This window comes from Vibrio sp. Y10_XG_PY6 (assembly GCF_024181795.1).
In the GTDB taxonomy this organism is placed as follows: Bacteria; Pseudomonadota; Gammaproteobacteria; order Enterobacterales; family Vibrionaceae; genus Vibrio; species Vibrio diabolicus.
Window position 1 is genome coordinate 1108645 of sequence record NZ_JAMZAQ010000001.1, and the last position, 23481, is coordinate 1132125.

The 23481-nt window shown below is 45.4% G+C and carries 20 protein-coding genes; 7 read left to right on the forward strand and 13 right to left on the reverse strand.

Annotation, left to right across the window (positions count from 1 at the left end; genetic code table 11):
• Positions 1-134: 134 nt before the first annotated feature.
• The 3 genes from NL644_RS04870 to NL644_RS04880 are packed head-to-tail and all read right to left on the reverse strand — an operon-like array spanning position 135 to position 5328.
• A complete protein-coding gene (locus tag NL644_RS04870; protein WP_253658085.1) occupies positions 135-3194 on the reverse strand; it encodes an efflux RND transporter permease subunit in 3060 nt (1019 codons plus the stop codon).
• Complete coding sequence (locus tag NL644_RS04875) at positions 3194-4255, reverse strand: efflux RND transporter periplasmic adaptor subunit (protein ID WP_109169935.1); 1062 nt, start codon at positions 4253-4255, stop codon at positions 3194-3196. The genes NL644_RS04870 and NL644_RS04875 overlap by 1 nt, the downstream gene beginning before the upstream one ends.
• Complete coding sequence (locus NL644_RS04880; RefSeq protein WP_006742272.1) at positions 4255-5328, reverse strand: efflux RND transporter periplasmic adaptor subunit; 1074 nt, start codon at positions 5326-5328, stop codon at positions 4255-4257. The genes NL644_RS04875 and NL644_RS04880 overlap by 1 nt, the downstream gene beginning before the upstream one ends.
• Before the next feature lie 161 nt (positions 5329-5489).
• On the opposite strand from NL644_RS04880, the gene vdeR reads away from it, so the two are divergent.
• Complete coding sequence (gene vdeR / locus NL644_RS04885) at positions 5490-6218, forward strand: efflux transporter transcriptional repressor VdeR (RefSeq protein WP_006742273.1); 729 nt, start codon at positions 5490-5492, stop codon at positions 6216-6218.
• 133 nt (positions 6219-6351) lie between these two features.
• On the opposite strand, the gene gcvT is transcribed toward vdeR, so the two are convergent.
• Entirely contained in the window at positions 6352-7470 is a 1119-nt protein-coding gene (gene gcvT, locus NL644_RS04890; protein WP_253658086.1) for a glycine cleavage system aminomethyltransferase GcvT, read from the reverse strand.
• A gap of 261 nt (positions 7471-7731) precedes the next feature.
• Positions 7732-8355, reverse strand: coding sequence for a helix-turn-helix domain-containing protein (locus NL644_RS04895; RefSeq protein WP_005395176.1), 624 nt, complete (start codon positions 8353-8355; stop codon positions 7732-7734).
• Between the two features lie 377 nt (positions 8356-8732).
• On the opposite strand from NL644_RS04895, the gene NL644_RS04900 reads away from it, so the two are divergent.
• The 3 genes from NL644_RS04900 (at position 8733) to gcvP (ending at position 13455) form a co-directional block, all read left to right on the forward strand.
• The gene (locus tag NL644_RS04900; protein ID WP_167427465.1) at positions 8733-10028 is read left to right on the forward strand and encodes a serine hydroxymethyltransferase; all 1296 of its coding nucleotides are present in this window, start codon (positions 8733-8735) and stop codon (positions 10026-10028) included.
• Between the two features lie 53 nt (positions 10029-10081).
• On the forward strand, positions 10082-10462 hold the full coding sequence (gene gcvH / locus NL644_RS04905) for a glycine cleavage system protein GcvH (protein ID WP_046876056.1): 381 nt from the start codon (positions 10082-10084) through the stop codon (positions 10460-10462).
• A 128-nt stretch (positions 10463-10590) separates the two neighbouring features.
• The gene (gcvP, locus tag NL644_RS04910; RefSeq protein ID WP_237309288.1) at positions 10591-13455 is read left to right on the forward strand and encodes an aminomethyl-transferring glycine dehydrogenase; all 2865 of its coding nucleotides are present in this window, start codon (positions 10591-10593) and stop codon (positions 13453-13455) included.
• Positions 13456-13558: 103 nt separating this feature from the next.
• Here gcvP and NL644_RS04915 read toward each other — a convergent pair whose 3' ends face one another.
• The 7 genes from NL644_RS04915 to NL644_RS04945 all read right to left on the reverse strand — a co-directional run bounded on the left by NL644_RS04915 (position 13559) and on the right by NL644_RS04945 (position 18711).
• Entirely contained in the window at positions 13559-13867 is a 309-nt protein-coding gene (locus NL644_RS04915) for a hypothetical protein (protein WP_237311001.1), read from the reverse strand.
• On the reverse strand, positions 13867-15024 hold the full coding sequence (gene hxsC / locus NL644_RS04920; RefSeq protein ID WP_104025930.1) for a His-Xaa-Ser system radical SAM maturase HxsC: 1158 nt from the start codon (positions 15022-15024) through the stop codon (positions 13867-13869). The genes NL644_RS04915 and hxsC overlap by 1 nt, the downstream gene beginning before the upstream one ends.
• A gap of 2 nt (positions 15025-15026) precedes the next feature.
• The gene (gene hxsB / locus NL644_RS04925; RefSeq protein ID WP_253658087.1) at positions 15027-16490 is read right to left on the reverse strand and encodes a His-Xaa-Ser system radical SAM maturase HxsB; all 1464 of its coding nucleotides are present in this window, start codon (positions 16488-16490) and stop codon (positions 15027-15029) included.
• Positions 16483-16716 carry a hypothetical protein gene (locus NL644_RS04930; protein ID WP_253658088.1) on the reverse strand — a complete coding sequence of 78 codons (234 nt, stop codon included), beginning with the start codon at positions 16714-16716 and terminating at the stop codon, positions 16483-16485. The genes hxsB and NL644_RS04930 overlap by 8 nt, the downstream gene beginning before the upstream one ends.
• A gap of 2 nt (positions 16717-16718) precedes the next feature.
• Entirely contained in the window at positions 16719-17129 is a 411-nt protein-coding gene (gene hxsD / locus NL644_RS04935; protein ID WP_237310999.1) for a His-Xaa-Ser system protein HxsD, read from the reverse strand.
• Between the two features lie 585 nt (positions 17130-17714).
• On the reverse strand, positions 17715-18209 hold the full coding sequence (locus tag NL644_RS04940) for a YcxB family protein (protein WP_253658089.1): 495 nt from the start codon (positions 18207-18209) through the stop codon (positions 17715-17717).
• A 241-nt stretch (positions 18210-18450) separates the two neighbouring features.
• Positions 18451-18711: a DUF5062 family protein gene (locus tag NL644_RS04945; protein WP_005376453.1), complete on the reverse strand. Its 261-nt coding sequence runs from the start codon at positions 18709-18711 to the stop codon at positions 18451-18453.
• A gap of 195 nt (positions 18712-18906) precedes the next feature.
• On the opposite strand from NL644_RS04945, the gene NL644_RS04950 reads away from it, so the two are divergent.
• The 3 genes from NL644_RS04950 to NL644_RS04960 all read left to right on the forward strand — a co-directional run bounded on the left by NL644_RS04950 (position 18907) and on the right by NL644_RS04960 (position 22346).
• Positions 18907-19521, forward strand: a complete 615-nt coding sequence (locus NL644_RS04950; RefSeq protein WP_170892646.1) for a PolC-type DNA polymerase III — start codon at positions 18907-18909, stop codon at positions 19519-19521.
• Between the two features lie 167 nt (positions 19522-19688).
• On the forward strand, positions 19689-21449 hold the full coding sequence (locus tag NL644_RS04955; protein ID WP_253658090.1) for an ABC transporter ATP-binding protein/permease: 1761 nt from the start codon (positions 19689-19691) through the stop codon (positions 21447-21449).
• A 504-nt stretch (positions 21450-21953) separates the two neighbouring features.
• A complete protein-coding gene (locus NL644_RS04960) occupies positions 21954-22346 on the forward strand; it encodes a hypothetical protein (RefSeq protein WP_253658091.1) in 393 nt (130 codons plus the stop codon).
• A 40-nt stretch (positions 22347-22386) separates the two neighbouring features.
• On the opposite strand, the gene NL644_RS04965 is transcribed toward NL644_RS04960, so the two are convergent.
• A complete protein-coding gene (locus tag NL644_RS04965) occupies positions 22387-23391 on the reverse strand; it encodes a metal-dependent hydrolase (protein ID WP_253658092.1) in 1005 nt (334 codons plus the stop codon).
• Positions 23392-23481: the final 90 nt, after the last annotated feature.

The following is a 23481-nucleotide window of genomic DNA, read 5'->3' on the forward strand; positions in this document are numbered from 1 at the left end:
TGATTTGCATTGCATTCGTAAGAAAATCATTAGAATCAAGTAAATGAATGGGTTGGTGTACATTGGTAAGATCAAAAAAGCCCTGAAGAAAACCTTCAGGGCTAGGCAGGAAGCTGGCAAATAGCCAGGAGTCCCTATGCAGTGGTCGGTTTTACCCTAAACAGAATCGCAAACATCACTGGCACTACAATCAGTGTCAGTACTGTAGCAAAACCAAGACCTGCCATAATCGTTATTGCCATCGATCCAAAGAAGGCATCGAAGACGAGTGGAATCATCCCCAAGATGGTCGTCAGAGCAGCCATACTTACCGGACGAACACGACTGATCGCACTATCGACAATCGCGAGGTAAGGCTCTTTCCCTGATTCCAACTCAAGGTTAATTTGATCAAGCAACACAATACCGTTTTTCAAAATCATCCCACTTAGGCTCAGCAAACCAAGGAATGCTGTAAAGCTGAACGGCATATTCGTGGTGAGCAAACCAAAGGCAACACCAATGATCGCCAACGGCACGGTGAACCAAATGACCAACGGCTTTTTAATTGAGTTAAACAGCAAAATAGTAATGATGAACATCAACAAGTAACCCATCGGCAACGAACCAAACAGACCTTCTTGCGCATCTTTCGATGATTCATACTCACCACCCCATGTGATTTCGTAACCTTCTGGAATATGCAGTGCCATCACTTTAGGCTGCACACGCGCAAACAAGCTTGCCGCCGTGTCGTCGCTCAACACATCGTGGTCAGCGAGCACAGTTAACGTGCGCTTGCGGTCACGACGCTGAATTAGCGGCTCGCTCCAATCCAATTTAACGCCATCAATCACTTGGTCGACCGGAATGTACGTTTGCAGTGATGGGCTCCAAATGGTCACGTTTTGTAGTGATTCAAAGTCCACGCGTTCTTCTTCAGGAAGGCGCGTCATAATTGGCAACGTGTGTGTACCATCACGTAAGTAACCCAACGTGCTACCACCAAACGCCATTTGCAGTGTGCTTGAAAGATCTTCTTTCGAAATGCCCAAGCGACGAGCTTTAGACTCATTGAAAACAGGCACAAGCTCCTTAGTACGCTCTCGCCAATCGTGACGAATGTTTCGGGCACCAGGGTCGGTATGAAGGATGTCTTCAACTTGCACCGCTAAATCACGTAAAACTTGTGGATCGGGACCAGTAATACGCGCTTCGATCTTAGACGCTGGTGAAGGGCCAAATTCCATCAATTTAAATTGAAATGTCGGTGCATCAAACGTCTTCGCAAGGTTAGCATCTAACTTGTGCAACAAACCGAACATGCTCTCACGATCAGTGGCGCGAACTTGGAACTGGGCGTACGCTTCGTAACTTTTCTCTGGCTGATACGTAAGAGCAAAACGCTGCAAACCCTGCCCAATTGAAGCAGAAACAAAGTCAATATCGTCTTGCTGACGAATGTAGCTTTCCACTTCTTCGGCTTTTTTGATCGTTTCGCGGATATCCGTACCTTCTGGCATCCACATATCAACGTAAAACATCGGCGTGTTCGATGGTGGGAAGAACTGCTGTTTTACATTACCAAATGCCACGACAGCACCCACTAATAGCGCGACCATGCCAGCAACCGTTAGCCAACGGAATCGCAGTGCGAATTTTAGCGATGCGCCAAATACAACAAACAGCCAACCTTTATAGGGATCTTCTTCGTTGGTATCTTGGCCCCTGTCCTCTTCTTTCAACAATAGATCTGCGAGGAATGGCGTCAGCGTAATAGCGGTAATCCAGCTCAAAAATAGTGAGAAACACAGCACCCAGAATAGAGAGCCCATGAACTCACCCGTTGCATCTTGCGACAAACCGATAGGTGCAAAAGCCGTAATCGCAATGATGGTTGCGCCAAGCAAAGGCCACTGTGTTTGCTTTACAATATCGACGGCCGCTTGAACTTTAGTGCGCCCTTTTTTTAGGCCAACCAAGATGCCTTCCACGACCACAATCGCGTTATCAACCAGCATGCCCAGAGCAATAATTAACGCGCCAAGAGAAATACGGTGCAGCTCAATATTGTTGTAATTCATCAATATGAAGGTACCGAACACCGTCAATAACAGCACGACGCCAATGATGACACCACTGCGTAAGCCCATCGTAAACAGCAGAACGATGATAACGATCGCCACTGCCTCTGCTAGGCTAATTACGAACGCTTTAACGGACTCATCCACTTCATTGGCTTGGTTGTAAAAGTAGTTCATATCGATGCCAGCAGGCTTGATAGACTCAAGGCTCGCAAGCTCCGCATCCAAACGTTCGCCAACCTCAACCACGTTCACACCTGACGCAAACGAGATACCGATATTAATCGCTTTTTGACCGTTAAAGAGTACGACGTTGCTTGGCTTCTCTTGGATACCACGAGAAATCGTTGCTACGTCTTTTAGACGAATTAGGTTCCCAGTGTCACGACCATGAATGATCAAGTTTTCTAGCGCTTCTACGGTGTTTAAGGTACCACTTGGACGAATGACAAGGCTTTCGCCATTGACCATCACTTCCCCTGCTGAAACCACATTATTTTGTTGGTTCAACAAGCTCGCAACCACATTCATGTCTAAGTTCAGCGCGGCAAGGCGGTCAAGAGAGATCTCAACAAACAGCATTTCTTGCTGATCGCCCGTGATATCCACTTTTCCTACGCCATCAACCAGCTCGATTTCACGAGTCAGGTAATCAGCATAGCGTTTTAGCTCGACATAATCGTAGTCATCGCCAGTGAGCATCAGCATCACGCCATAAACGTCACCGAAATCATCAATGATCTGCAAAGATTGTACGCCCTGAGGCAAAGTTGGTCGCAAGTCATTAATTTTACGGCGCATTTCATCCCAAATTTGCGGCAGTTCATCAGGACCATAGTCCATTTCCATACTGACCGTGATTTGAGACATACCATCAGAAGACGTAGAGGTAATTTTGTCTATATAAGGGAGTTTTCGAATCTCTTTTTCTAAAGGATACGTCAGCTCTTCTTCAACCTCTTTCGACGTCGCGCCAGGGTATGTTGAAATGATCATGGCATCTTTAATCGTAAATGCCGGGTCTTCTAGTCGTCCAAGCTCCAAAAACGACGTTAAACCACCAACAGCAAGGATAATAATAAACAACCAGCTGATGACTTTATTTTTTATTGAGTACTCAGCAATGTTCATTATTGTTTATTCTCCACAACATCCACATGTTTCCCTTCACGTAATTTACGTAGGTTTGAATTAATCAGAACGTCGCCTTGCTTAACTCCTGACGACACAATGGCTCCGTTGCCATTCACTTGGGAAATCATCACAGGCACCCGGGTGACAACGTCACCCTCTTTTTTCCATACAAAGAACTCATTCTCTTCGCTGCCCGCTTGAAGCGCCGTCACTGGAATACTGTAACCATCGATGGAGGTAATCCCCGCTTTCACCATATCGACCAGAACACTGACGCTGGTTCCCGGCAATATCTCTGGTTTTGGCTGTGGCATCGTCAAATACATTTCGTAAGTTTGAGTTTCGGAGTTAGGCTCACTTGTGTGCTCTAAATAGTCCAAAGCAAATGTGTCATTAATGCCGGAGAAGGTTGCTCTAGGCTTGTAACTCATGTTGTCTGAATTTGGGTCCACCATAGCGAGAACATTATCGGAAAGCTCAATGCGCACGTACACCAAATCGTTTTGGTATAGGTTCAACACCGGCTCTCCAACTGCCACACGTTCAAAACGCTCTTTGAAAACGTCCGACACTTTACCGGCAAACGGGGCGAATAAACGGGTGTAGTTCAATTGATTGGTGGCGTTATAGAAATTAGCCTCTGCCAACTCTTTATTAGCCGTTAGCTCATCAAGCTCGGCTTTTGAGATCATCTGACGTGCGTGTAGGTCTTCGCCGCGTTTGAGCTGACGAATCGCCAGTGTATATTGCGCTTCTGCGTCATTTACGGCTTGCTTTTCTTTGCTGTCATCCAGCTTTGCGATCATTTGGCCTTGCTTAACAACGTCGCCCGCTTTCACCAACACGTGTTGAATTTCTCCCGCGCGGCGGAATGCCATAGGCGTTTGCTCTGCTGGTACAACTATTCCTTTAAAAGCTCGATATTGGCTTTGTACCGGCGCATCCACAGAGATAGTCGACACAAAAAGCGGCTGCTCGACAACAGCTTGGTTTTCATTTTTGCAACCCGTTAAAACTGCAAGCGCAATTGCAGAGATCGTAAATAGAGATCGTTTCATTAAATGCCTCCCTCACGAACCCAAGCTTTCACGACTTGTCCTTCGACCAGTCGCTCAACGCCAGCAACAACAACGTAATCATTGTTATCAAGCCCTGCTTTCACACCTCCAGAGGCATCAAGAGACACTGTGACTTTATTAACTTGCTGTGTGTTTCTGTCCATTACCCACACTTCGCCTTGCGTCTCTTTTTTGTTTACCCAAGCGGATTGAGGCAACGTCATCGCGTCCGATAGATGTTGTTTAGCTATGTGCACCTGCCCTGTCATACCTGTTAGCAAATTGCGATCTTCTGGTCGAGTGATGGTTACGATCGCCTCATAACTGTTGGTATCGATATTTGGCTGAGTCGAAATTTCTTTAAATTTTCCAGGGATACGTTTTCCTGGCTCGCTATCCATCGTCACCCACATATCGGAGTTTTGCAGTGACTCAAGTGATACGGATTCCGCATAACTGACTGGCAGTGTGAACGACACATCTAAGGTCGTGTTATCGATAAGATTCAGGATTTCTTGCTTCTCTGCGACCACTTGAAACGGGTTAACGTAGGTGTATGACACGATGCCATCAAAAGGTGCGTGAATCTTGGTATAACTCAAATCTGTTTTGGCTTGTTCGTAGTTTGCCAATGCCGCTTTATATTGAGTTTCTTTCTGGTCGTACTCATCTGTACTAATCAGCTTTTTTCCATAAAGGTTTTTCGCGCGCTCCCATTGCGTTTTTGCTAACGCGAATTGTGCTTGAGAGGCGTCTAACGCAAGCTGAAGATCTTTAGGGTCTAACGTTGCAAGCACTTCACCTTTTTTTACCTCTTGGCCCATGCGAACAAGTAATTCATCTACCTCACCACCAACCTGAAAAGAAAGCTGTGCGCGATGTGTCGCATCAATACGCGCTAAAAAGGCATGCGAGTCTTCAACTTCTAGATCTTTCACCGCCAGTAATTTTACAGGTTTGATTAAAGGTTCAGACGGCTCGGAAATGGCTTTGTTACACCCAGTTAGCATGCCAGAGAGACTTAATGTCACCACAGCACCAACTAAAGTGCGCTTTAAATATTGTTTTCGCACCCGCTTTCTCCGTAGGTTTTATTTATTACACAGTCGTGCAGTATATGCAGAATTTGAAATCGATCAAGATATTTTCCAGGTGGAAAGCAAATTAATTAGTCAAAGCGTCCTGTTTCTGGTAAAAGTAAGCGCGTTGATCAATATTCGGGAAAATTCGAACTATGAATGAAAGAAAGCAGGGGCGTAGAAGTGCTGAAGCCGCAGAACAAACTAAGTGTCTGATCCTTAAGGTGGCAGCAGATATGTTTTGTGAACTTGGTTACGAGCGTGTCTCACTGCGCAATATCAGTGAAAAGGCTGGTGTTTCACATAGTTTGATCCGTCACCACTTCGGCAGCAAAGAAAAGATTTGGCAAGCGGTTAGCGACGCGATGGATGAATTCATGCAGTGCTATATGGCCGAATTAATCAATGAGATGCCAGAGAACACACCTTCGAATAGAAAAATTTATCTGTTCATGGTTCGCATGCTGGCATTTGCGCTCGTTAATCCTCACCCAGTACAGATGATCGCTGATGCTATTCGCCAAGGCGATGATGGTGCCCTGCTGCAGTATTTCTTAAAGTCAAAAGATGAGTTTGCTGCGATATTTACCGGAATTTTTGAGCAGTACAACAGTGAAAACCCTAACGCCCAATTTGATCAGTGGGAATCAAAGTGGCAGATGTTGATTTTTGCACATGGTGCAATCAGTCTTACTCCGATGATGCAAGAGACATGGCCTGACATCGCTGATAATCGCGAAAAAATGCTGATCAAACATTGGGAGTTGTTCAATACGATCATGGCGTCTCAGTTTGGGATTGCAAAAGAAGACATGATTCATCCGGAAAAACTTGAAGATATCGTTATCGACATGTGTTGTACAATCGACAAAGCGGTCGGATAAGGCTGCAGAAACTACGATAACTTCCAAGCGTATAAATAAAACCGATATACATAAAAATGCCGAGCTAGAAAGCTCGGCATTTTTGCTTGTTTCTTGCCTCGCGAATACGCGAAGAATGACAATAATGGGTAACCTAACCGCGGTAGTAACGTTGCGGTACAAACGGCATTTTCTCAACCGTCATTGGTAGCATTTTACCGCGTACTTCAGCGAACAATTCGGTACCAATCGCAGCAAGATCAGCACGCACATAACCCATTGAGACAGGCTTACCTGCATTTGGACCCGCAGTGCCGCTGGTGACAACGCCAATTTTAACGCCATCAGCATCAAACAATTCCGCGCCTTCACGGACTGGTGCTTTAGTTTGGCCGACCAAACCGACACGCTTGCGCGCCACATCTTTGGTCTCGATCTGCTTAAGAATAATATCCGCACCTGGGAAACCACCTTCACGTTCACCGCCGATACGACGAACCTTTTGGATGCCCCATAACAAGCTTGCTTCTACAGGCGTAGTTGTTGTGTCTAGGTCATGACCGTATAGGCAAAGACCACACTCAAGACGAAGTGAATCACGAGCACCAAGGCCAATCCATTCAACTTCCTCTTCCGCGGTCAGTTTACGTGCGAGTTCTTCTGCCTTGTCAGCAGGAACCGAGATCTCGTAACCATCTTCGCCAGTGTAGCCACTACGAGAAACAATGCATTCGGCGCTTAAAATATCGACTTTACGAATATCCATGAACAGCATGTCAGAAACTTCTGGGGCAAAACGCGCCAATACAGCTGCCGCTTTAGGGCCTTGGATCGCAAGCAGAGCACGGTCTTCAATAATTTCTAACTCAACACCAGATGGCAAATGCGATTGTAGGTGTGCAATGTCTTGTTCTTTGCATGCCGCGTTCACAACCACAAAAAGATGATCGCCTAGGTTCGCTACCATCAAGTCATCCATGATGCCGCCCTCTTCATTAGTGAAGAACGCATAACGCTGTTTACCAGACTCAAGATCCACAATATCTACTGGCACTAATGTTTCTAGGAACGCAGCTGCACCGTCACCAATTAGGCGAAGTTGTCCCATATGAGAAACATCAAACAGACCTGCCGCATCACGAGTGTGTAAGTGTTCCTTTTTTACGCCTAGAGGATACTGAACAGGCATATCGTAACCCGCGAACGGGACCATTTTGGCACCAACTTCAACGTGAAGTGCGTGTAGTGGTGTTTTCAGTAGTTCTTGAGTCATTTTCGTCTCCATTTAGATAGACCCGAGAATGCTATCGGCATTCGATGTGTTTCCAATAATAAACACGGCTCATTCTATTTTGCACGAACAAGACGTAGATCGACTTGCAAAAGTGTGACTCTTAACATTTTAATCACAACAAATCGTACAAAAAAAAGCGCTTTAATGAGTGTGTTCTCATCAAAAAAGCGCCTTTTCATCATAACGACCACCAACAGCAATCGTTTGCTTTCACTATAGGAAATTTACAATTATTTATCACTATTTGGCTGTCACCCACAAAATGTGCGCATCTTCCTCGCTAACACTGGTCAACATATGTCCCATGTTCGCATCGTAATAGACGCTGTCGCCCTCGCTTAGAACCACAGGTTCGTAGAACTCAGAATAGAACATGACCTCACCAGATAAGATAAGCAGAAATTCTTCGCCATCATGACGAACCCAGTCTTTGTATTCATCAAAACTGCGAGCACGAATTTGGCTCTTAAACGGCATCATTTTCTTATTGGAAAGTTGAGTAGCGAGCAGTTCATGTTCATAGGTTTGCGTTGGGTGTGGTTTGCCTTCATTCTTCTTGGTAACATCCCTACGCCCTGTCGCAACCTTTTTTCTAGGTGGCTCAAAGAGTTGCGGCATATCAATTTGTAAGCCAAGCGCCAATTTTTGCATTGCTTGAAATGTCGGAGAAATCTGCTCATTTTCTATTTTACTCAGTGTAGAACGAGCAAGCCCTGTTCGCTGACTGGCTTCTTCTAGTGTAATACCAAGTTTTGAGCGGATATCCTTGATACGCTGACCCAGCTTTAATGGCTCGATATTTTGATCATTTTGCTCTTTCGCTAACGTCATCGATGGGTATTCATCGTAAATACTTTCTGCCATAAATCCCTCTATAGATATCCTTATTTTTGTCCTACTAGCATTGTGCATGAAGCACATAGTGGATAAAAGTCCACCAAGTGAATTAAACCGTGCTCTTGTTAACAAATTTTGAAATCTTGTTTCCTATAGGAAATTTTTGGTTGATTGTTCCCGCCGCAGGCGCTATGTTACCAACTTGTTAGATGTAGAGATGCATATTTCCGTAAGAGATTGGTAAAGGAAACACGCAATCCGACGGAGTTTTTGCCCACATTTAGGGCCGGATGTTCACTCTGTTCTGCTATGCAGTTCAGCTGTTTTGAGGACAAATGAACCACAACCGCAAATCATAATTCATCTATTGCGGGTTCATTTTAAGATTTGGAAGGTCAACTACCATGAATAAGAGTTACCCTAACCACAGCTTGGAAAACTTTTTCTCTACCAACCTCTCTGCGACAGATGATGCTGTCTTTGCTGGAATTCAGGCGGAATCCGCTCGCCAAAACGAACAAATCGAACTTATCGCTTCTGAGAACATTGTTTCTAAAGCGGTAATGCAAGCTCAAGGCACATGCCTAACAAACAAATACGCTGAAGGTTATCCAGGTCGTCGTTACTACGGTGGTTGTGAGCACGTAGATACAGTGGAAGCCATTGCCATCGAACGCGCGAAAAAACTTTTTAATTGCGAATACGCAAACGTTCAACCTCACTCAGGCGCTCAAGCAAATGGTGCGGTGAAACTGGCTCTTCTTCAACCAGGTGACACCATTCTTGGCATGTCTTTGGACGCTGGTGGCCACCTAACACACGGTGCACGCCCAGCACTTTCTGGTAAATGGTTTAACGCAGTTCAATACGGCGTTGATCGCGAAACACTAGAAATCAACTACGACCACGTTCGTGCACTTGCAGTAGAGCACAAACCAAAGATGATCATCGCGGGTGGCAGTGCTATTCCACGCGTTATCGATTTTGCTAAGTTCCGTGAAATCGCTGACGAAGTTGGCGCAATTCTTATGGTCGATATGGCGCACATTGCTGGCCTTATCGCAACAGGTGCACACCCTAGCCCATTGCCACATGCGCATGTTGTGACAACCACAACACACAAAACATTGCGTGGCCCTCGCGGCGGTATGATCCTGACTAACCACGAAGACATCATTAAGAAAATCAACTCGGCCGTATTCCCTGGCCTACAAGGCGGCCCACTGATGCACGTTATCGCAGCAAAAGCGGTTGCATTTGGAGAAGCGCTTGGCCCTGAATTTAAAACTTATATTGATTCGGTGATCAATAACGCAAAAGTCCTAGCGGAAGTATTGCAAACTCGCGGTTGCGACATCGTAACTGGTGGCACAGACACGCACCTAATGCTGGTTGACCTTCGCCCTAAGGGCTTGAAAGGCAACAAAGCAGAAGAAGCTCTAGAACGTGCTGGGATCACATGTAACAAAAATGGCATCCCATTCGATACAGAGAAGCCTATGATTACATCGGGCATCCGTTTAGGAACGCCTGCGGGTACAAGCCGCGGCTTTGGCGCTGAAGAATTCAAACTCATCGGTAATTGGATAGGTGACGTGCTGGATGGTTTGGTGAACAACCCAGAAGGTGACGCAGACGTTGAAAAACGCGTTCGCAAAGAAGTAAAAGAACTTTGCAGTCGCTTCCCTCTTTACCAATAAACGATTTTTTAAAAATCACAATAATTCCTGACAAGTTATTTGGAGATTAAGCAATGGACAAAACACTGAAGTTTACAGATAGCCACGAGTGGGTACGTGACAACGGTGACGGCACAGTAACACTTGGTATTTCTGAGCATGCGCAAGAAATGTTGGGTGACGTAGTATTCGTTGACCTACCAGACGTAGAAGACGAAGTAGAAGCAGGTGAAAGCTTCTCTTTGGTTGAGTCTGTAAAAGCAGCGTCAGATATCTACTCTCCTGTTACCGGTGAAATCGTAGAAATCAACGAAGAACTAGAAGACAGCCCAGAGCTAATCAACGAAGAACCGTACGAAGGTGGTTGGATTGTGAAAGTGAAGCTTTCAAACCCATCTGAGTTGGATGACTTAAAAGACGCGGAAGAATACCTAAACTCTATCGAAGAAGAGTAATTAGGATGTGACGAAAGCTGTTCCCTAGCCTGTTTAGAGAGCAGCTTTTTTTCTAGGTTCGGACGTATAATTAAATGTGTCACTAACGACCATTTCCGTTACCCGAGCCAAGGAGTAGGTAAAGGACAATGACTGAATTACTTCAAAGCCTCAGCACACAAAATGAGTTCGTTGGACGCCACAACGGACCAAGCAAATCAGACCAACAAAAAATGTTGGATGCCATCAACGCGGTAAGCCTTGACGCCCTCATCGAAGAAACTGTGCCTGCACAAATTCGCCTAGAGCAACCAATGACGTTGGCAGAAGCGAAAAGCGAAGCAGACATGCTAGTGACGATGAAGCAGTTTGCTAAACAAAACCAAATTAAACGTACATTCATTGGCCAGGGCTACTACAACACGTTTACTCCAAACGTCATTCTACGTAACGTGCTAGAAAACCCTGGCTGGTATACTGCTTACACACCTTACCAACCTGAAATTTCTCAAGGTCGCTTGGAAGCCCTTTTAAACTTCCAACAAATGATCATCGACCTAACTGGTATGGAAATCGCGAACGCCTCATTGCTAGACGAAGCAACAGCGGCAGCAGAAGCAATGACTCTGTGTAAGCGCGCAGGTAAGAGCAAGAGTAACGTATTCTTTGTGGCTGACGATGTTCACCCACAAACGCTAGAAGTAGTAAAAACTCGTGCAAAATTCATCGGCTTTGAAGTTCTGGTTGGTTCGCTAGAATCCCTACCAGAGCAAGACGTGTTCGGCGCTTTAGTTCAATACCCAAGCACAACAGGTGAAGTTCGTGACCTAACGGACATCATCGCAAAAGCGCAAGCAAACAAAACGCTTGTCACTGTTGCGACTGACCTGCTTGCTTCTACCCTATTGAAGCCTGCTGGTGAAATGGGCGCAGACGTAGCAATCGGTTCTGCACAACGTTTTGGCGTTCCTATGGGTTACGGCGGTCCACACGCGGCATTCATGGCAACGCGTGACAAACACAAGCGTACCATGCCAGGTCGTGTTATCGGTGTTTCTATCGATACTAACGGTAACCAAGCACTGCGCATGGCAATGCAAACTCGTGAGCAGCATATCCGCCGCGAAAAAGCGACATCGAACATCTGTACCGCTCAAGCATTGCTAGCTAACATGGCGTCTTTCTACGCGGTTTACCACGGCGCAGAAGGTCTACGCACTATTGCTCGCCGTACACACCATATGACTGCGATTATCGCCGCTGGCCTAACCAAAGGTGGCTTTGAACTTGCTCATAACAGCTTCTTCGATACCATCACGATCAACACAGGTTCAAAAACAGAAGAGCTTTACGCAAAAGCACTTTCAGCAGACATCAACCTACGTCTACTACCAGGCAAGCTAGGTATTAGCTGTGACGAAACAACCACGGTCGCTGATGTAGAAGCACTATTTGCAGTCTTTGGTGTAAAAGAAGACGTAGCAGCACTATCGACGGAAATCGCAGGCAACGAGTTTGCGGCAATTCCAGAAGCGCTACGCCGCACAACAGAATACCTGACTCACCCTGTATTCAATACGCACCATAGCGAAACGCAAATGATGCGTTACCTGAAACAGCTAGAGAACAAAGACTTCTCGCTAACGCATGGCATGATCCCACTAGGCAGCTGTACGATGAAGCTGAACGCAGCAGCAGAGATGATCCCAATCACTTGGCCTGAGTTTGGTTCTATCCACCCATTCGCGCCAGCAGAACAAGCGGCGGGCTATGCAGCACTAGCGAAAGATCTAAAAGAGAAGCTTTGTGAGATCACAGGCTACGACGCATTCTCACTTCAGCCAAACTCTGGTGCATCTGGTGAGTATGCAGGTCTTATCGCGATTCAACGCTACCACGAAAGCCGTGGCGAAGGTCACCGCAACGTATGTTTGATCCCAAGCTCTGCGCACGGTACTAACCCTGCGACAGCATCTATGGTGTCAATGAAAGTTGTCGTGGTTAAGTGTGATGAAGAAGGCAACATCGACATCGACGACCTAGCAGCGAAAATCGAGAAGCACAAAGATAACCTATCAAGCATTATGATCACTTACCCTTCTACGCACGGCGTTTACGAAGAGAAAGTGAAAGAAGTGTGTGAAATGGTTCATGCCGCTGGCGGTCAGGTTTACCTAGACGGCGCGAATATGAACGCGCAGGTTGGTCTAACATCACCAGGCTTTATTGGTTCAGACGTTTCTCACCTAAACCTACACAAAACCTTCTGCATCCCGCACGGTGGTGGCGGTCCGGGTATGGGTCCTATCGGTGTGAAATCTCACCTAGCGCCTTTCCTACCAGGCCATATTGAAGACGGCGTAGAAGGCGAAGATTTTGCAGTATCAGCAGCAGATATGGGTAGCGCTTCTATCCTACCGATCTCTTGGGCTTACATCGCAATGATGGGCGAAGCAGGCCTAACAGATGCAACAAAAGTAGCAATTCTGAACGCAAACTACGTGATGGAAACACTTCGCCAACACTACCCTGTTCTTTATCGTGGCAAAAATGGTCGTGTAGCGCACGAATGTATTATCGACATCCGTCCACTGAAAGAAGAAACAGGCATCAGCGAAGAAGACATTGCGAAGCGTCTAATGGACTACGGTTTCCACGCACCAACTATGTCGTTCCCTGTAGCGGGCACGCTAATGGTTGAGCCAACGGAATCGGAAGATCTAGAAGAGCTAGACCGCTTCTGTGATGCGATGATCGCTATCCGCGAAGAAATGGAAAAAGTGAAAAACGGTGAATGGCCACTGGATAACAACCCACTTGTTAACGCACCACACACGCAAGTTGACCTTTCTGCTGAAGAGTGGGACCGTCCTTACTCTCGCGAGCTTGGCTGCTTCCCTTCTAAAGCGACCAAATCTTGGAAGTACTGGCCAACAGTAAACCGCGTAGATAACGTATACGGCGACCGTAACCTAATCTGCTCGTGCCCAAGCATCGATAACTACGAAGATTAATTTTTGTAGTCTCTAAATCGACAAAGGCGAACCGTTTGGTTCGCCTTTTTTATATGGGCAGCTAAGCCACCATTCCCTTCATTCTTTTAGAACTTGAACTGTATTAGTACACGTATGAGTAGTGACTGCTGTGTGAACTATGCGAACGGTGTGAGCTATGGCTGGAGTGAGAACGGTGGCTGTAATGTGCCGCTAGTAGGTTCTCACCTTCAGTCGGAGCTAGGTTGATCACACGCGCTTGGCCGTCTACTTGTAGAGTAGATAGGATAGAACTAGCTTCAGTGATTGGCGTACTCGCTGGCGCTGCTGCTGCACCAAAAGATAGTGTAGCTGCTAGAACGCTGGTAACTAGAGTTTTGATTTTATGAATAGGTGATTTATCACCACTTTTCTTTAGAGATGGTAGTTTCATTATGCCTCCACTGGCACGATATTAATTGTATCTGTTAACAAGAACTTTTCGTTCGTTGATGAGAAGAAACCGGCACATTCCAGCTTCATACTGCACAACTCACAAGATGGGTGGTACGCAGTTTTGAAATCACTAATACTTTGACGGCAATGATTCCAAATTGATGGATCGACAAGGCAAAACGGTAGGTTGAAGACAGACACGTTCATACCAAACAGAGTGAGCATCCCAACCACACGGGATAGCTTTGCTTTATACTCAACCGGATCGATCCACAAATCTTTGTAGTTCATCTTCGCAAAACCCATGTTCTCCATCCCCATTAGGGCTACGTGGTTCACGAATGGTAAGTTGCGATGAATAAACTCAACTAATAGGTCCAACTCTTCTACAGTATGTTTGTGAAGAACGACGCGCAATTCTACTTCGATGCCTTGGCGCTTACACTCATAAATACCATTGATAGTTTGCTCAAATGCGCCTTTGGCTTGAACAATGTAATCGTGGATATCTGAAGTTGCGCCGAACAGCGGGATACCTACGAACAACTTCTTAGTCGTAGCGCCCAGCTCTTTCGTGTAGTCGCGGTAAGCAAAGAAACGGCCATTTGATAGCAGTTGGATAACTGTTTCGGGAAATTTCTCTGATGCTTTGCTAATCACCTCGATCAAGCCTTCGCGAATCATTGTCGGCTCACCGCCAGTGATCCCAAGTGATTCTGGTGCATCGCATTCACGAATCAGAGATATAATCTCTAACAAGTAATCAGTACAGTGCTCAATTGAGACCGGCTTAGGTGGTTGCGGACACATGACACAATAGTTATTACACGCGTCCGTAACGAACAGCGCATTGTTGCCCGACTCTGGGTTAAACATCACGCGGATTTTACCACTTGGTGCGATCTGCAGTACTGAACCTTCTACCAAGTAATCGTAATCAATCTTTACCACAGGTAAACTTACTTCGCCTACTGGTTGTTTGGTAACAATAAGGGAAGCCTTCTCCAACATCGTTTGATCTAGCTCACCACCTTTGTAGTAGTACAGTACGTTTTTGCCCTGATAATCGTCAGACCATGAGCATACAGCTAAACCTAGTTGTTCGCCCTGGATACCAGTCGTCTCCGACTTCAGCGCTACTTTGAACTTTTCCACAATTAACCTCGCATCCAACGCAACATGATTGCTTTTGTTTCTGCATCACCATTCAGCCACAAGTTAATAATGTGCTGGATGATAGCTTTGTTACGGTAGCAATATGAATCAGTTGGACGGTGGCCAACCACATCACCTTGAGTCTGCAGGCGACGAACCGGCTCCGAACCACAAAATGGTGCGTATGCACAATCGCTACAAGCCGGCAATGCTTCGTTCAAAGCTGCTGACGCGATTAGTTGCATTGGCTCACCAAAGAACAACTGCTCGTAGCTATCTGTCAATACATTGCCTAAGCAGAAAGTATCATCGCCAGTTTCGGCCATCATGCGGGATTCATCGCTTGGGTAAACCTTACCGTTGTAGTTGTACAGCGTTACGTTGAAGCCGGTTCCTGTTGGGCTCTGCAGATCAACAAACCCAATGCTCCAAGGTGTCATAAGCTTGCGCAGAATTAGACCAGCGAAACACTCTTCAAAAGGAATGCCTTTCTTATTTATTTCAATGACACAATCCAACATTTCCTTGTAGAACTGTAGGAATTCATCTGTTGTGTAGCCGATCTTACGCGCGGCTTTCTCCGCGAAACCGTACGGGTTAAGTTCACGGATAAAGACTTGGTGTAGGCCTTGGCGAACGTACTCGTCAATAATCTCTTTCGGGTAATTGAGTGATTCTTTGGTTGTCGTCATAAGTGCAGACAAGCGAAGTTCACCATACATCTCACGAACCATATCAAAGCTACGGATCACTTTTTCGTAGCTATTGCCGCCCGACGTAGGACGGTTCAGGTTGTGTAGCGCAGCATGACCATCAAGGGAAGTAGAGATTTCTACGTTATGCTCTTTGAAGAATTCAAGGTCTTCGCGAGTAACGTTCGTAAGATTCGTGCAGATAACAAATACGATTTCTTTACCTACGTGCTCATTCTTTTCTTTCGCCAGTAGTACCGCTTTCTTAACCTGGTTTAAAGCTAGTAGAGATTCACCGCCTTGGAATTCCATAGTGACGGACATAGATGGACTCTGCAGCATGATGTCGATAGAGCGTTCGAGAACTTCATCGCTCATGTCGTAGCAACCTTTGTCCGCATTCTCTGTCTTACGGCTAACCTGGCAGTAAGAACAGCTATGGTTACAACGTAGCGTCATACAGAAGATGTGAAGTTTGCTGAAACCGACAATAAAGTCTTTCTTGGTCTTTAGCTTAGATGCCAAGATTTCCATACCTAGCGTTATGTCACCGCTGTAAATGAAGTGCTTCGATTTCAGTTCGCGGTAAAGCTTTGATGTTGGGACCAGTTGGTTATTAACCAATGCTTGTAACGCTTCGTTGCTTAGGAGCATCCATTCACCAAAGTCATTACTGATAAGGTGCTCTTCTTCCGAGAAGCGTGATAGCTTGAAAGGCATCAAGCGGTAACTTTCCGCATCAGTGAATTCGGATAATGGTAAGAACTTAGCCATGATCGATACTTAACTTTTTAATAGCCGTAGCTTGTAGAACGTAGTTAAGAAAAGAACCAATTACTTGTTGCTTCTCTTCAGGGCCGTATTCCTGGTTCACTTTGAAATCAAGAGATACAGTGCCTTGGTTTTTCTGCACATCAACCTTAGTGTGCTCTTTAAATGCTTTGCGTGCGTCGCTGATAGCTGACATGTCGCAAGTTGTCAAAGATAGTGTGAAACTCATAACTAACCTTTTTGAGCCAAGATGTTTAGCGGATCATCTTTGTACTTATAATTAACGCCAGGTACTTGAGTTGGTTTGTTATCGATGCCCTTAGCTGCTTCAGCAAACGCAGCGGATACGATAGCTTCACGAATAGCTCCAGTTTCTTTTAGAACGATCTGGCGAACTGCTTGGTCACAAACTTCATTCATGAAGCGACCACACGTAGCAACCACATCATCTGCAGATGGATTACGGTTATCAGCAAAAGCGATGTTCACTTCGTAGTTCTCACCGTTTTCACCAATATATACGTAGAATTCGCCAGTGAAGTCATACGCTACTTTTAGCAATGCTTCAATTGGGTATGCAGTTTTGGAAAGAGTAACTTTGCCAGCTACACCTAGGTCATTGTGAAGAGTTGTAATATTCATTAGTAAAGTCTTACATGTTAAAAATCGGTCGGATTATGTACAGCGCAACGACAATTTAGAGTTCACCTCTGAGCTAATTCCACCTTAGATTCCTTTGTCATCCAACCTAAAAAATCCAACCGTAAATATCGACGCGGAAACTATCATTAACACCCTAATATTAAATTGATTGATATAAAATGATGTGGCTATGCTCCCTTTAATTGTGGGTCACATTTAACCGTAGAGGCTAATCAACTAAGTTTGCTAAGTAGTGATTCACAATAATCCGCACACCATACAGATAAGTTTTAGAATCTTCAAAAACGATATTTAATTGATTGCATAGATATTTTTATTCGTCTTCTTTATGAATTCTTACTTGACATCATTTCAATGACTTCCTAAATATTTGCTCTTTTATGTAAGATCCTGACGCGTGGTAAGTAGATTCCTAGTCTCGCTTACCCTGCTGGAATGCCCCAACTGAAACATCGAGTGTAGTGATTCAGACCTTGAGTCTGAATTAGGGCTACCCCATGAATACCAAATCCTAAGATCAAAAAAGGCGAACCACTTGGCTCGCCTTTTTTGATCTTAGGATTTTTAGCTCGCTTCCGATGCCGCGTGCTGCTCTACCATAAACGCGATCACTTCTTCGTTTAAGCAGGATTTGCTGATGTATTGGCGCTGTTTACCAAGATGAAGGATAAAGCCCAAATCAGTTTGTTCCAGTTGGTCGATTTCATTCCAAGCGAGGCTGCGGTCAACTTTACCGCTTTTGTAGCGCACGCCATCTGCATTCACTTCAAAAACCACTTTACTGCCGCGACTTGAGCTGATGGTTTGACGCCACAGCCACCAAGTTCTTTTGAAGTAAACGCTGCACGCTTCAATCACACTCAATACGATAAAGAACCAACCGACATAACCGTTAGGTAGCAGTTCAAACTCTAACAAGACCACACCAAAGACAAGAAATAGTATCCCTTTTAGATACGCTTGTGGGAACTTCGTTGGCTGGCTAGTTTGATCATAACACTCAGCAAAGAAAGGTTTGTCGAGTATGTATTCTGTAGTGAATTCGAAATCTTTAGACATGTATGGTTACTTCAAGGCTTCTGTAAATGAGTAATCTTGGTTGCACTCTCACAACGCCTGCATTGTAGCGCTTCTCGGGATTTATCTTTAGTCCTTTTGATTCTGTTTTGTAAATCAATGATACCGCCACGCAAAAAAGACCTCGGTGCACTCGCCAAGATCAAACAAGGCGAACCATTTGGCTCGCCTTGTTAATTAATGGCCTGTGTTAAGTAATGACCTATGTGACTTCTTGAGTTTTCTACTTTAGAGGGTCGTTGTCTGGCAATGCACTGTGTATCCATACTGCCAGTCGGTGTTTGATGCTTGCGCCGTCTAGCTTACTTTCCGGTAGTGGCGTTATCTGTTTTGCATCGACCAAGAATAGGTAAATCGCTTTTACTCTCAGAGGTTGTGGTGACTGTGGAAGGTCAAAACCTTGTAGTTTCGCCATCTTCCCACCAATCTCTAGTGCCTTCTTGACCAGTTTGTCTTCATTGTGAAGCTTGGAGCTTTTTGACATTGATAAATCCTCTTCTTCGCTTCGGCTAAGAATACATGAAGTGTCGCCAATAACGTGTTATAAAACTCTCATATTGATTACGTAGCGTCGATTTTTTGGAATCTACATCGACAAAGATATACCAATTGGTTCGCCTTTCTTTTTCTGTCGCTTTCGATAATACTCTTGCGCAATATTACTCAGCTGGAAAATTTTATGCCTCAAGCAAACTCTGTGGTCGTACTCGACTTTGAAACCACAGGTCTCTCTCCTACTTTAGGTGATCGCGCAATAGAAATTGGTGCAGTAAAGTTAGTCGATGGCGAGGTTGTCGATAGTTTTCAGCAACTCATGAATCCCGGCTTCAGAGTGAGTTCTTTCATTGAGAACTACACCGGCATTACTAACAATATGTTGCGATCGGCACCAAGCTGCGAAGAGGTAATGGCGTCATTTAGTGAGTTCATTGCAGGCGAAAACCTTATCGCTCACAACGCGTCCTTCGATAAACGATTTTTAGATGCAGAGCTTGAACGAATCAACTGTAGTTATTCGGGTGAGTTTGCTTGCTCCTTACTGGTAGCAAGACGGCTCATTCAAGATGCCCCATCACACAAGCTAGGTGAACTTGTTCGCTATAAAAATATCGACAACGACGGTGTTTTCCACCGTGCACTAGCCGATGCGCAAATGACAGCCAAGCTTTGGCTCTTAATGGTCGAAGGGATAGAAAACTCAGGTATCGTTAAGCCAAGTTTTCAGTTGATGCAAACGGTTAGTAAAACAGCAAAAGGAAAAGTCGACCAGCTACTCGCCAAAAGCCGTGCTTAACCCCCTCCTAGCTAAAAGCTGATTCTCGTCTCTTAGACGTTTAAGTGATTTTCGATGCGATATTGGCTATCCCAGTGAACTTCCTAATCTGAATGCGGCAGTTCGCTGGTCTCACCAACCAAACTGGCTTACTATGCCAGGTACCTAAAACGCTTTGTGAGTCACTCATGAGCCGAAAAAATAACAAAAATCTCAGCATTCTTCTTAAACTCAACACCTTTATTGCACCTTATAAATGGCGGGTTGCGGCGGCTTTGGTTGCCCTTGTCGCGACGGCAAGTTTGACGTTATCCGTTGGCTATGGAGTACGTATTCTTATCGACCAAGGCTTTGCTCAGCAATCATTGCAAGAGCTTACCAATGCGATTCAGTTTATTGTCGGTGTCACATTGTGTATTGCCATTGGGACCTTCTTTCGCTTTTACCTTGTCTCTTCCGTAGGTGAGCGCGTCAGTGCGGATATTCGCCTTTCAGTGTTTAACCATGTGATTACGCTGCATCCGAGCTATTTTGAGACCAACAGTAGCGGCGATATTATGTCGCGCCTGACTACCGATACCACGTTGCTGCAAAGCATTATTGGTTCATCGTTCTCGATGGCGATGCGTAGCGCTTTGATGTGCTTTGGGGCCATCATAATGTTGTTTGCCACCAACGTTAAGCTCACGCTGATTGTGCTTGCTTCTGTGCCTTTGGTTTTGGTTCCGATTTTGTTTTATGGACGACGCGTGCGTGCGCTCTCTCGCCAAAGTCAAGACTCAATGGCCGATGTCGGCAGCTACGCAGGTGAAGCGATAGAACATATTAAAACCGTGCAAAGTTTTAGCTCAGAGCCGTACGAACGAGCGGCTTTCGCTATCGAGGTGGAAAAAGCGTATGAAGTGGGCAGACAGAGAGTAAAACAACGCGCAATCCTGATATCAGGCGTTATTGTGATTGTGTTCAGCGCAATTGCAGGCATGCTTTGGGTTGGCGGCAGCGATGTGATTCACGGAAAGATGTCTGCGGGAGACCTAGCAGCGTTTGTGTTTTACGCCATTATGGTTGCCTCATCGACTGCAACCATTTCCGAAGTCATGGGTGAACTGCAAAGAGCCGCAGGTGCTACCGAGCGACTGATTGAGATTCTTCAAGTAGACAGCGATATTAAAGCGCCAAGCAACTATTTGCCTGTCCGTCCGGACATACCTGCTGAGGTTAACTTTAATTCGGTGAGTTTCAACTACCCTTCTCGCCCAAATCAACCAGCTATCAAAGAATTAAATCTAACCGCAGAACAAGGCAAAGTATTGGCGTTGGTTGGCCCTTCTGGTGCAGGTAAAACAACACTATTCGAATTGCTGCAACGCTTTTATGACCCACAACAGGGGCAAGTGTTGTTTGGTGGCGAAGATATTCGACAGTTCGACCCAAAAGAGCTTCGACGCCAAATGGCACTCGTACCACAACAGCCAGCGCTGTTTAGCCATGATGTGTTCCACAATATTCGCTACGGCAATCCAGAAGCCACGGATGAACAAGTCATCGAAGCCGCCAAAAAAGCTCATGCCCATGAGTTTATTGAGAAGCTTCCCGAAGGCTATCACAGCTTTTTAGGCGAGCGCGGCGTTAGACTATCAGGTGGTCAAAAGCAGCGCATTGCGATTGCCCGCGCGATTCTAAAAGATCCAAAAATCTTACTACTAGACGAAGCTACCAGCGCCCTTGATAGTGAAAGTGAACATCACGTTCAGCAAGCACTTGAAGCACTGATGAAAGGACGCACAACACTTATCATTGCTCATCGTCTTTCAACTATCCAGCATGCGGATAAAATTGCGGTGCTCGACAATGGCGAGTTAGTCGATGTTGGTAACCACCAATCATTAATGCAAAGCTGTGAGTTGTATCAGCGACTTGTGGCATTGCAATTTAAGCACTTAGAGTAATGCCTAGTTAAGCCCTCAAGAATAAGCAAAAACGGACCAAGTGATTTAATGCCAATAGCTTAACGATGTTTTTGTGTCATTCCAGCGAGCCTTGGCGAGACTAGGAATCTAATAGCAACGTGCTGAGGAGTGGTTAAAGAGACAATTTTGACCATAAAGAGCTAGGATAGAAGATCCTATATCACGCACCTTCGCCGCTGTACAAGATAACGAAATACAAAAAGATGCCACTCGTAGTTAAACGAGCGGCATTAAACCAAGTGGTTCTCGTTTTAATACAGGAACTCCGGTAAGAATCCAGTAACCAGCGTACTCTCCCTTCAACTAGAAACACTCATCCCCAAGTACCATATAAAATCCAATCAACTTCATTTGTAACAAGTTAGGTTTCAAAAATAGGAAATCACCACTGTAAAAATTCACCGCGTTTTGTCTTGCTGCCTATGGTTACAATGTTCGTTAAATCAATGCCTTTAAACCAAGTTACAAGTAAGTGGCACCGAGATGAACAGTGAAGCGAAACAACTTTTTTATCATTTATGTCAGCAATACGATGCGCTTTCTCAAGAACTAGAGTCTCGCGCGTTTCCTGAGTTTTCCGAGACCATCACTCATCCGCTTGGACACTGCTTTGTCCGTTGCCCTGTTGGCAGTCAGCGCTTTTCCATTGTTGCAGTCAACTTTGCGCCCTCCGTTCGCGGGCAAGGTGTGCTTACTGCATTTATCGACTACATTAAAAGCCATCCATATCATTACCAAGGTGTTGAGGTTGCAATCATTGAAAACAAGAACTTAGCTAAACGACTTTTGTCTCTTGGCTGGAAGTACAAGTCCCTGTTTGGCAAAATTTTCTTCGCCAGCAAGCCGACCCTAGTGAAGGACTTTCAGTCCGCGTAATAGTTATTACGGCACCGCATCGGTATCCAAAGTAAAACCATCACTCAAAATCTGTAAGCATATTGAGAAAAGCTTGGCGGTCTTCCGCTGTACTACCCCGATGAGCAGTGTATTCGACGTGTTCATCCGCGCTGGCTTTTGGGGATAGATTGATGCCCCACAGCGCATTAATTTGGTTTGGCACGATGGAGTAACGCACATCAACAATTCGCATTTCGTCATCCGGGTCTTGCACTACAAAACCATTTGAAAACCAGCGGAAACGTTCAATATCTTTCGCTTGTTGCGATTGCGGGTCGAGCCATGGAAATTGTGTTTTCACATTGAGCTTTGGTGTGGATTCACCAGGATAGATTTTTATTGAGCGCCCCACTCTTACTGCATCCACATAGTAGTTATCTTCCGTTTCATAAATCACTTTCCAGACCAAAAGATTGCCGAAGGTTGGTTTTGCTTTTAGCTGCACAGCACTGTGCTGTCGCTCTTGGACGATTTTCCACCCGGCAGCTTCTGCTCTATCTCGTTGAATAACCCCAAGAGTCAGATAAGCCAGAGACCATAGAAATGCGATACGCGCATAACTTCGATTTCGCTTCAGTGCGGCAAAGAAAAGCAGGATCAAAATAGGAAGTGAGAAAGCGGGGTCGATAACCGAGATCGTGTTCCAGGCATAGCGTGTGTTGCTTATCGGCCAAAAAAGCTGAGTCCCATAGCTGGTGCAAGCATCTAACAGCGCATGGGTGCTAGAACCAAGGGCACAATAAAACCAACTCTGTTGAAAGTTTAGCTCTCGTCTTTTTGCAAACAACGGATACAGCACTAAAGTACAGAGAAAACTGCCAAAAGGGATAAACAACAATGAATGGGTAAAGTGTCGGTGATATTCCAAAAACAGCAATGGGTCAGTTGATGAACGGATAAGTACGTCCAAATCCGGCGCCATCCCTGAAACCACACCTAACACGCCAGCTGCCACAATGTGCCGCTTGTTACTCGCAGACTGTGGCAAAGCAGCGCCCAGTAAACCTTGCGTTAACGGGTCCATTATTTACGCCCGCAACGAAAATGTAGCCGAGATAGAAGGCATATGCGCTTCAAAATAGGCTCAAATTTAAAAACCAGAACGTTCTCCGAC

What these genes read in the sequence shown, in the direction of transcription:
- NL644_RS04915 (WP_237311001.1), bottom strand. Translation starts at nt 13,867, where the DNA reads ATGAAACTACCATCTCTAAAGAAAAGTGGTGATAAATCACCTATTCAT.
- NL644_RS04870 (WP_253658085.1), bottom strand. Translation starts at nt 3,194, where the DNA reads ATGAACATTGCTGAGTACTCAATAAAAAATAAAGTCATCAGCTGGTTG.
- NL644_RS04895 (WP_005395176.1), bottom strand. Translation starts at nt 8,355, where the DNA reads ATGGCAGAAAGTATTTACGATGAATACCCATCGATGACGTTAGCGAAA.
- gcvP (WP_237309288.1), top strand. Translation starts at nt 10,591, where the DNA reads ATGACTGAATTACTTCAAAGCCTCAGCACACAAAATGAGTTCGTTGGA.
- gcvH (WP_046876056.1), top strand. Translation starts at nt 10,082, where the DNA reads ATGGACAAAACACTGAAGTTTACAGATAGCCACGAGTGGGTACGTGAC.
- NL644_RS04960 (WP_253658091.1), top strand. Translation starts at nt 21,954, where the DNA reads ATGAACAGTGAAGCGAAACAACTTTTTTATCATTTATGTCAGCAATAC.
- hxsB (WP_253658087.1), bottom strand. Translation starts at nt 16,490, where the DNA reads ATGGCTAAGTTCTTACCATTATCCGAATTCACTGATGCGGAAAGTTAC.
- NL644_RS04965 (WP_253658092.1), bottom strand. Translation starts at nt 23,391, where the DNA reads ATGGACCCGTTAACGCAAGGTTTACTGGGCGCTGCTTTGCCACAGTCT.
- NL644_RS04945 (WP_005376453.1), bottom strand. Translation starts at nt 18,711, where the DNA reads ATGTCAAAAAGCTCCAAGCTTCACAATGAAGACAAACTGGTCAAGAAG.
- NL644_RS04950 (WP_170892646.1), top strand. Translation starts at nt 18,907, where the DNA reads ATGCCTCAAGCAAACTCTGTGGTCGTACTCGACTTTGAAACCACAGGT.
- NL644_RS04900 (WP_167427465.1), top strand. Translation starts at nt 8,733, where the DNA reads ATGAATAAGAGTTACCCTAACCACAGCTTGGAAAACTTTTTCTCTACC.
- NL644_RS04930 (WP_253658088.1), bottom strand. Translation starts at nt 16,716, where the DNA reads ATGAGTTTCACACTATCTTTGACAACTTGCGACATGTCAGCTATCAGC.
- vdeR (WP_006742273.1), top strand. Translation starts at nt 5,490, where the DNA reads ATGAATGAAAGAAAGCAGGGGCGTAGAAGTGCTGAAGCCGCAGAACAA.
- NL644_RS04955 (WP_253658090.1), top strand. Translation starts at nt 19,689, where the DNA reads ATGAGCCGAAAAAATAACAAAAATCTCAGCATTCTTCTTAAACTCAAC.
- hxsD (WP_237310999.1), bottom strand. Translation starts at nt 17,129, where the DNA reads ATGAATATTACAACTCTTCACAATGACCTAGGTGTAGCTGGCAAAGTT.
- NL644_RS04875 (WP_109169935.1), bottom strand. Translation starts at nt 4,255, where the DNA reads ATGAAACGATCTCTATTTACGATCTCTGCAATTGCGCTTGCAGTTTTA.
- gcvT (WP_253658086.1), bottom strand. Translation starts at nt 7,470, where the DNA reads ATGACTCAAGAACTACTGAAAACACCACTACACGCACTTCACGTTGAA.
- NL644_RS04940 (WP_253658089.1), bottom strand. Translation starts at nt 18,209, where the DNA reads ATGTCTAAAGATTTCGAATTCACTACAGAATACATACTCGACAAACCT.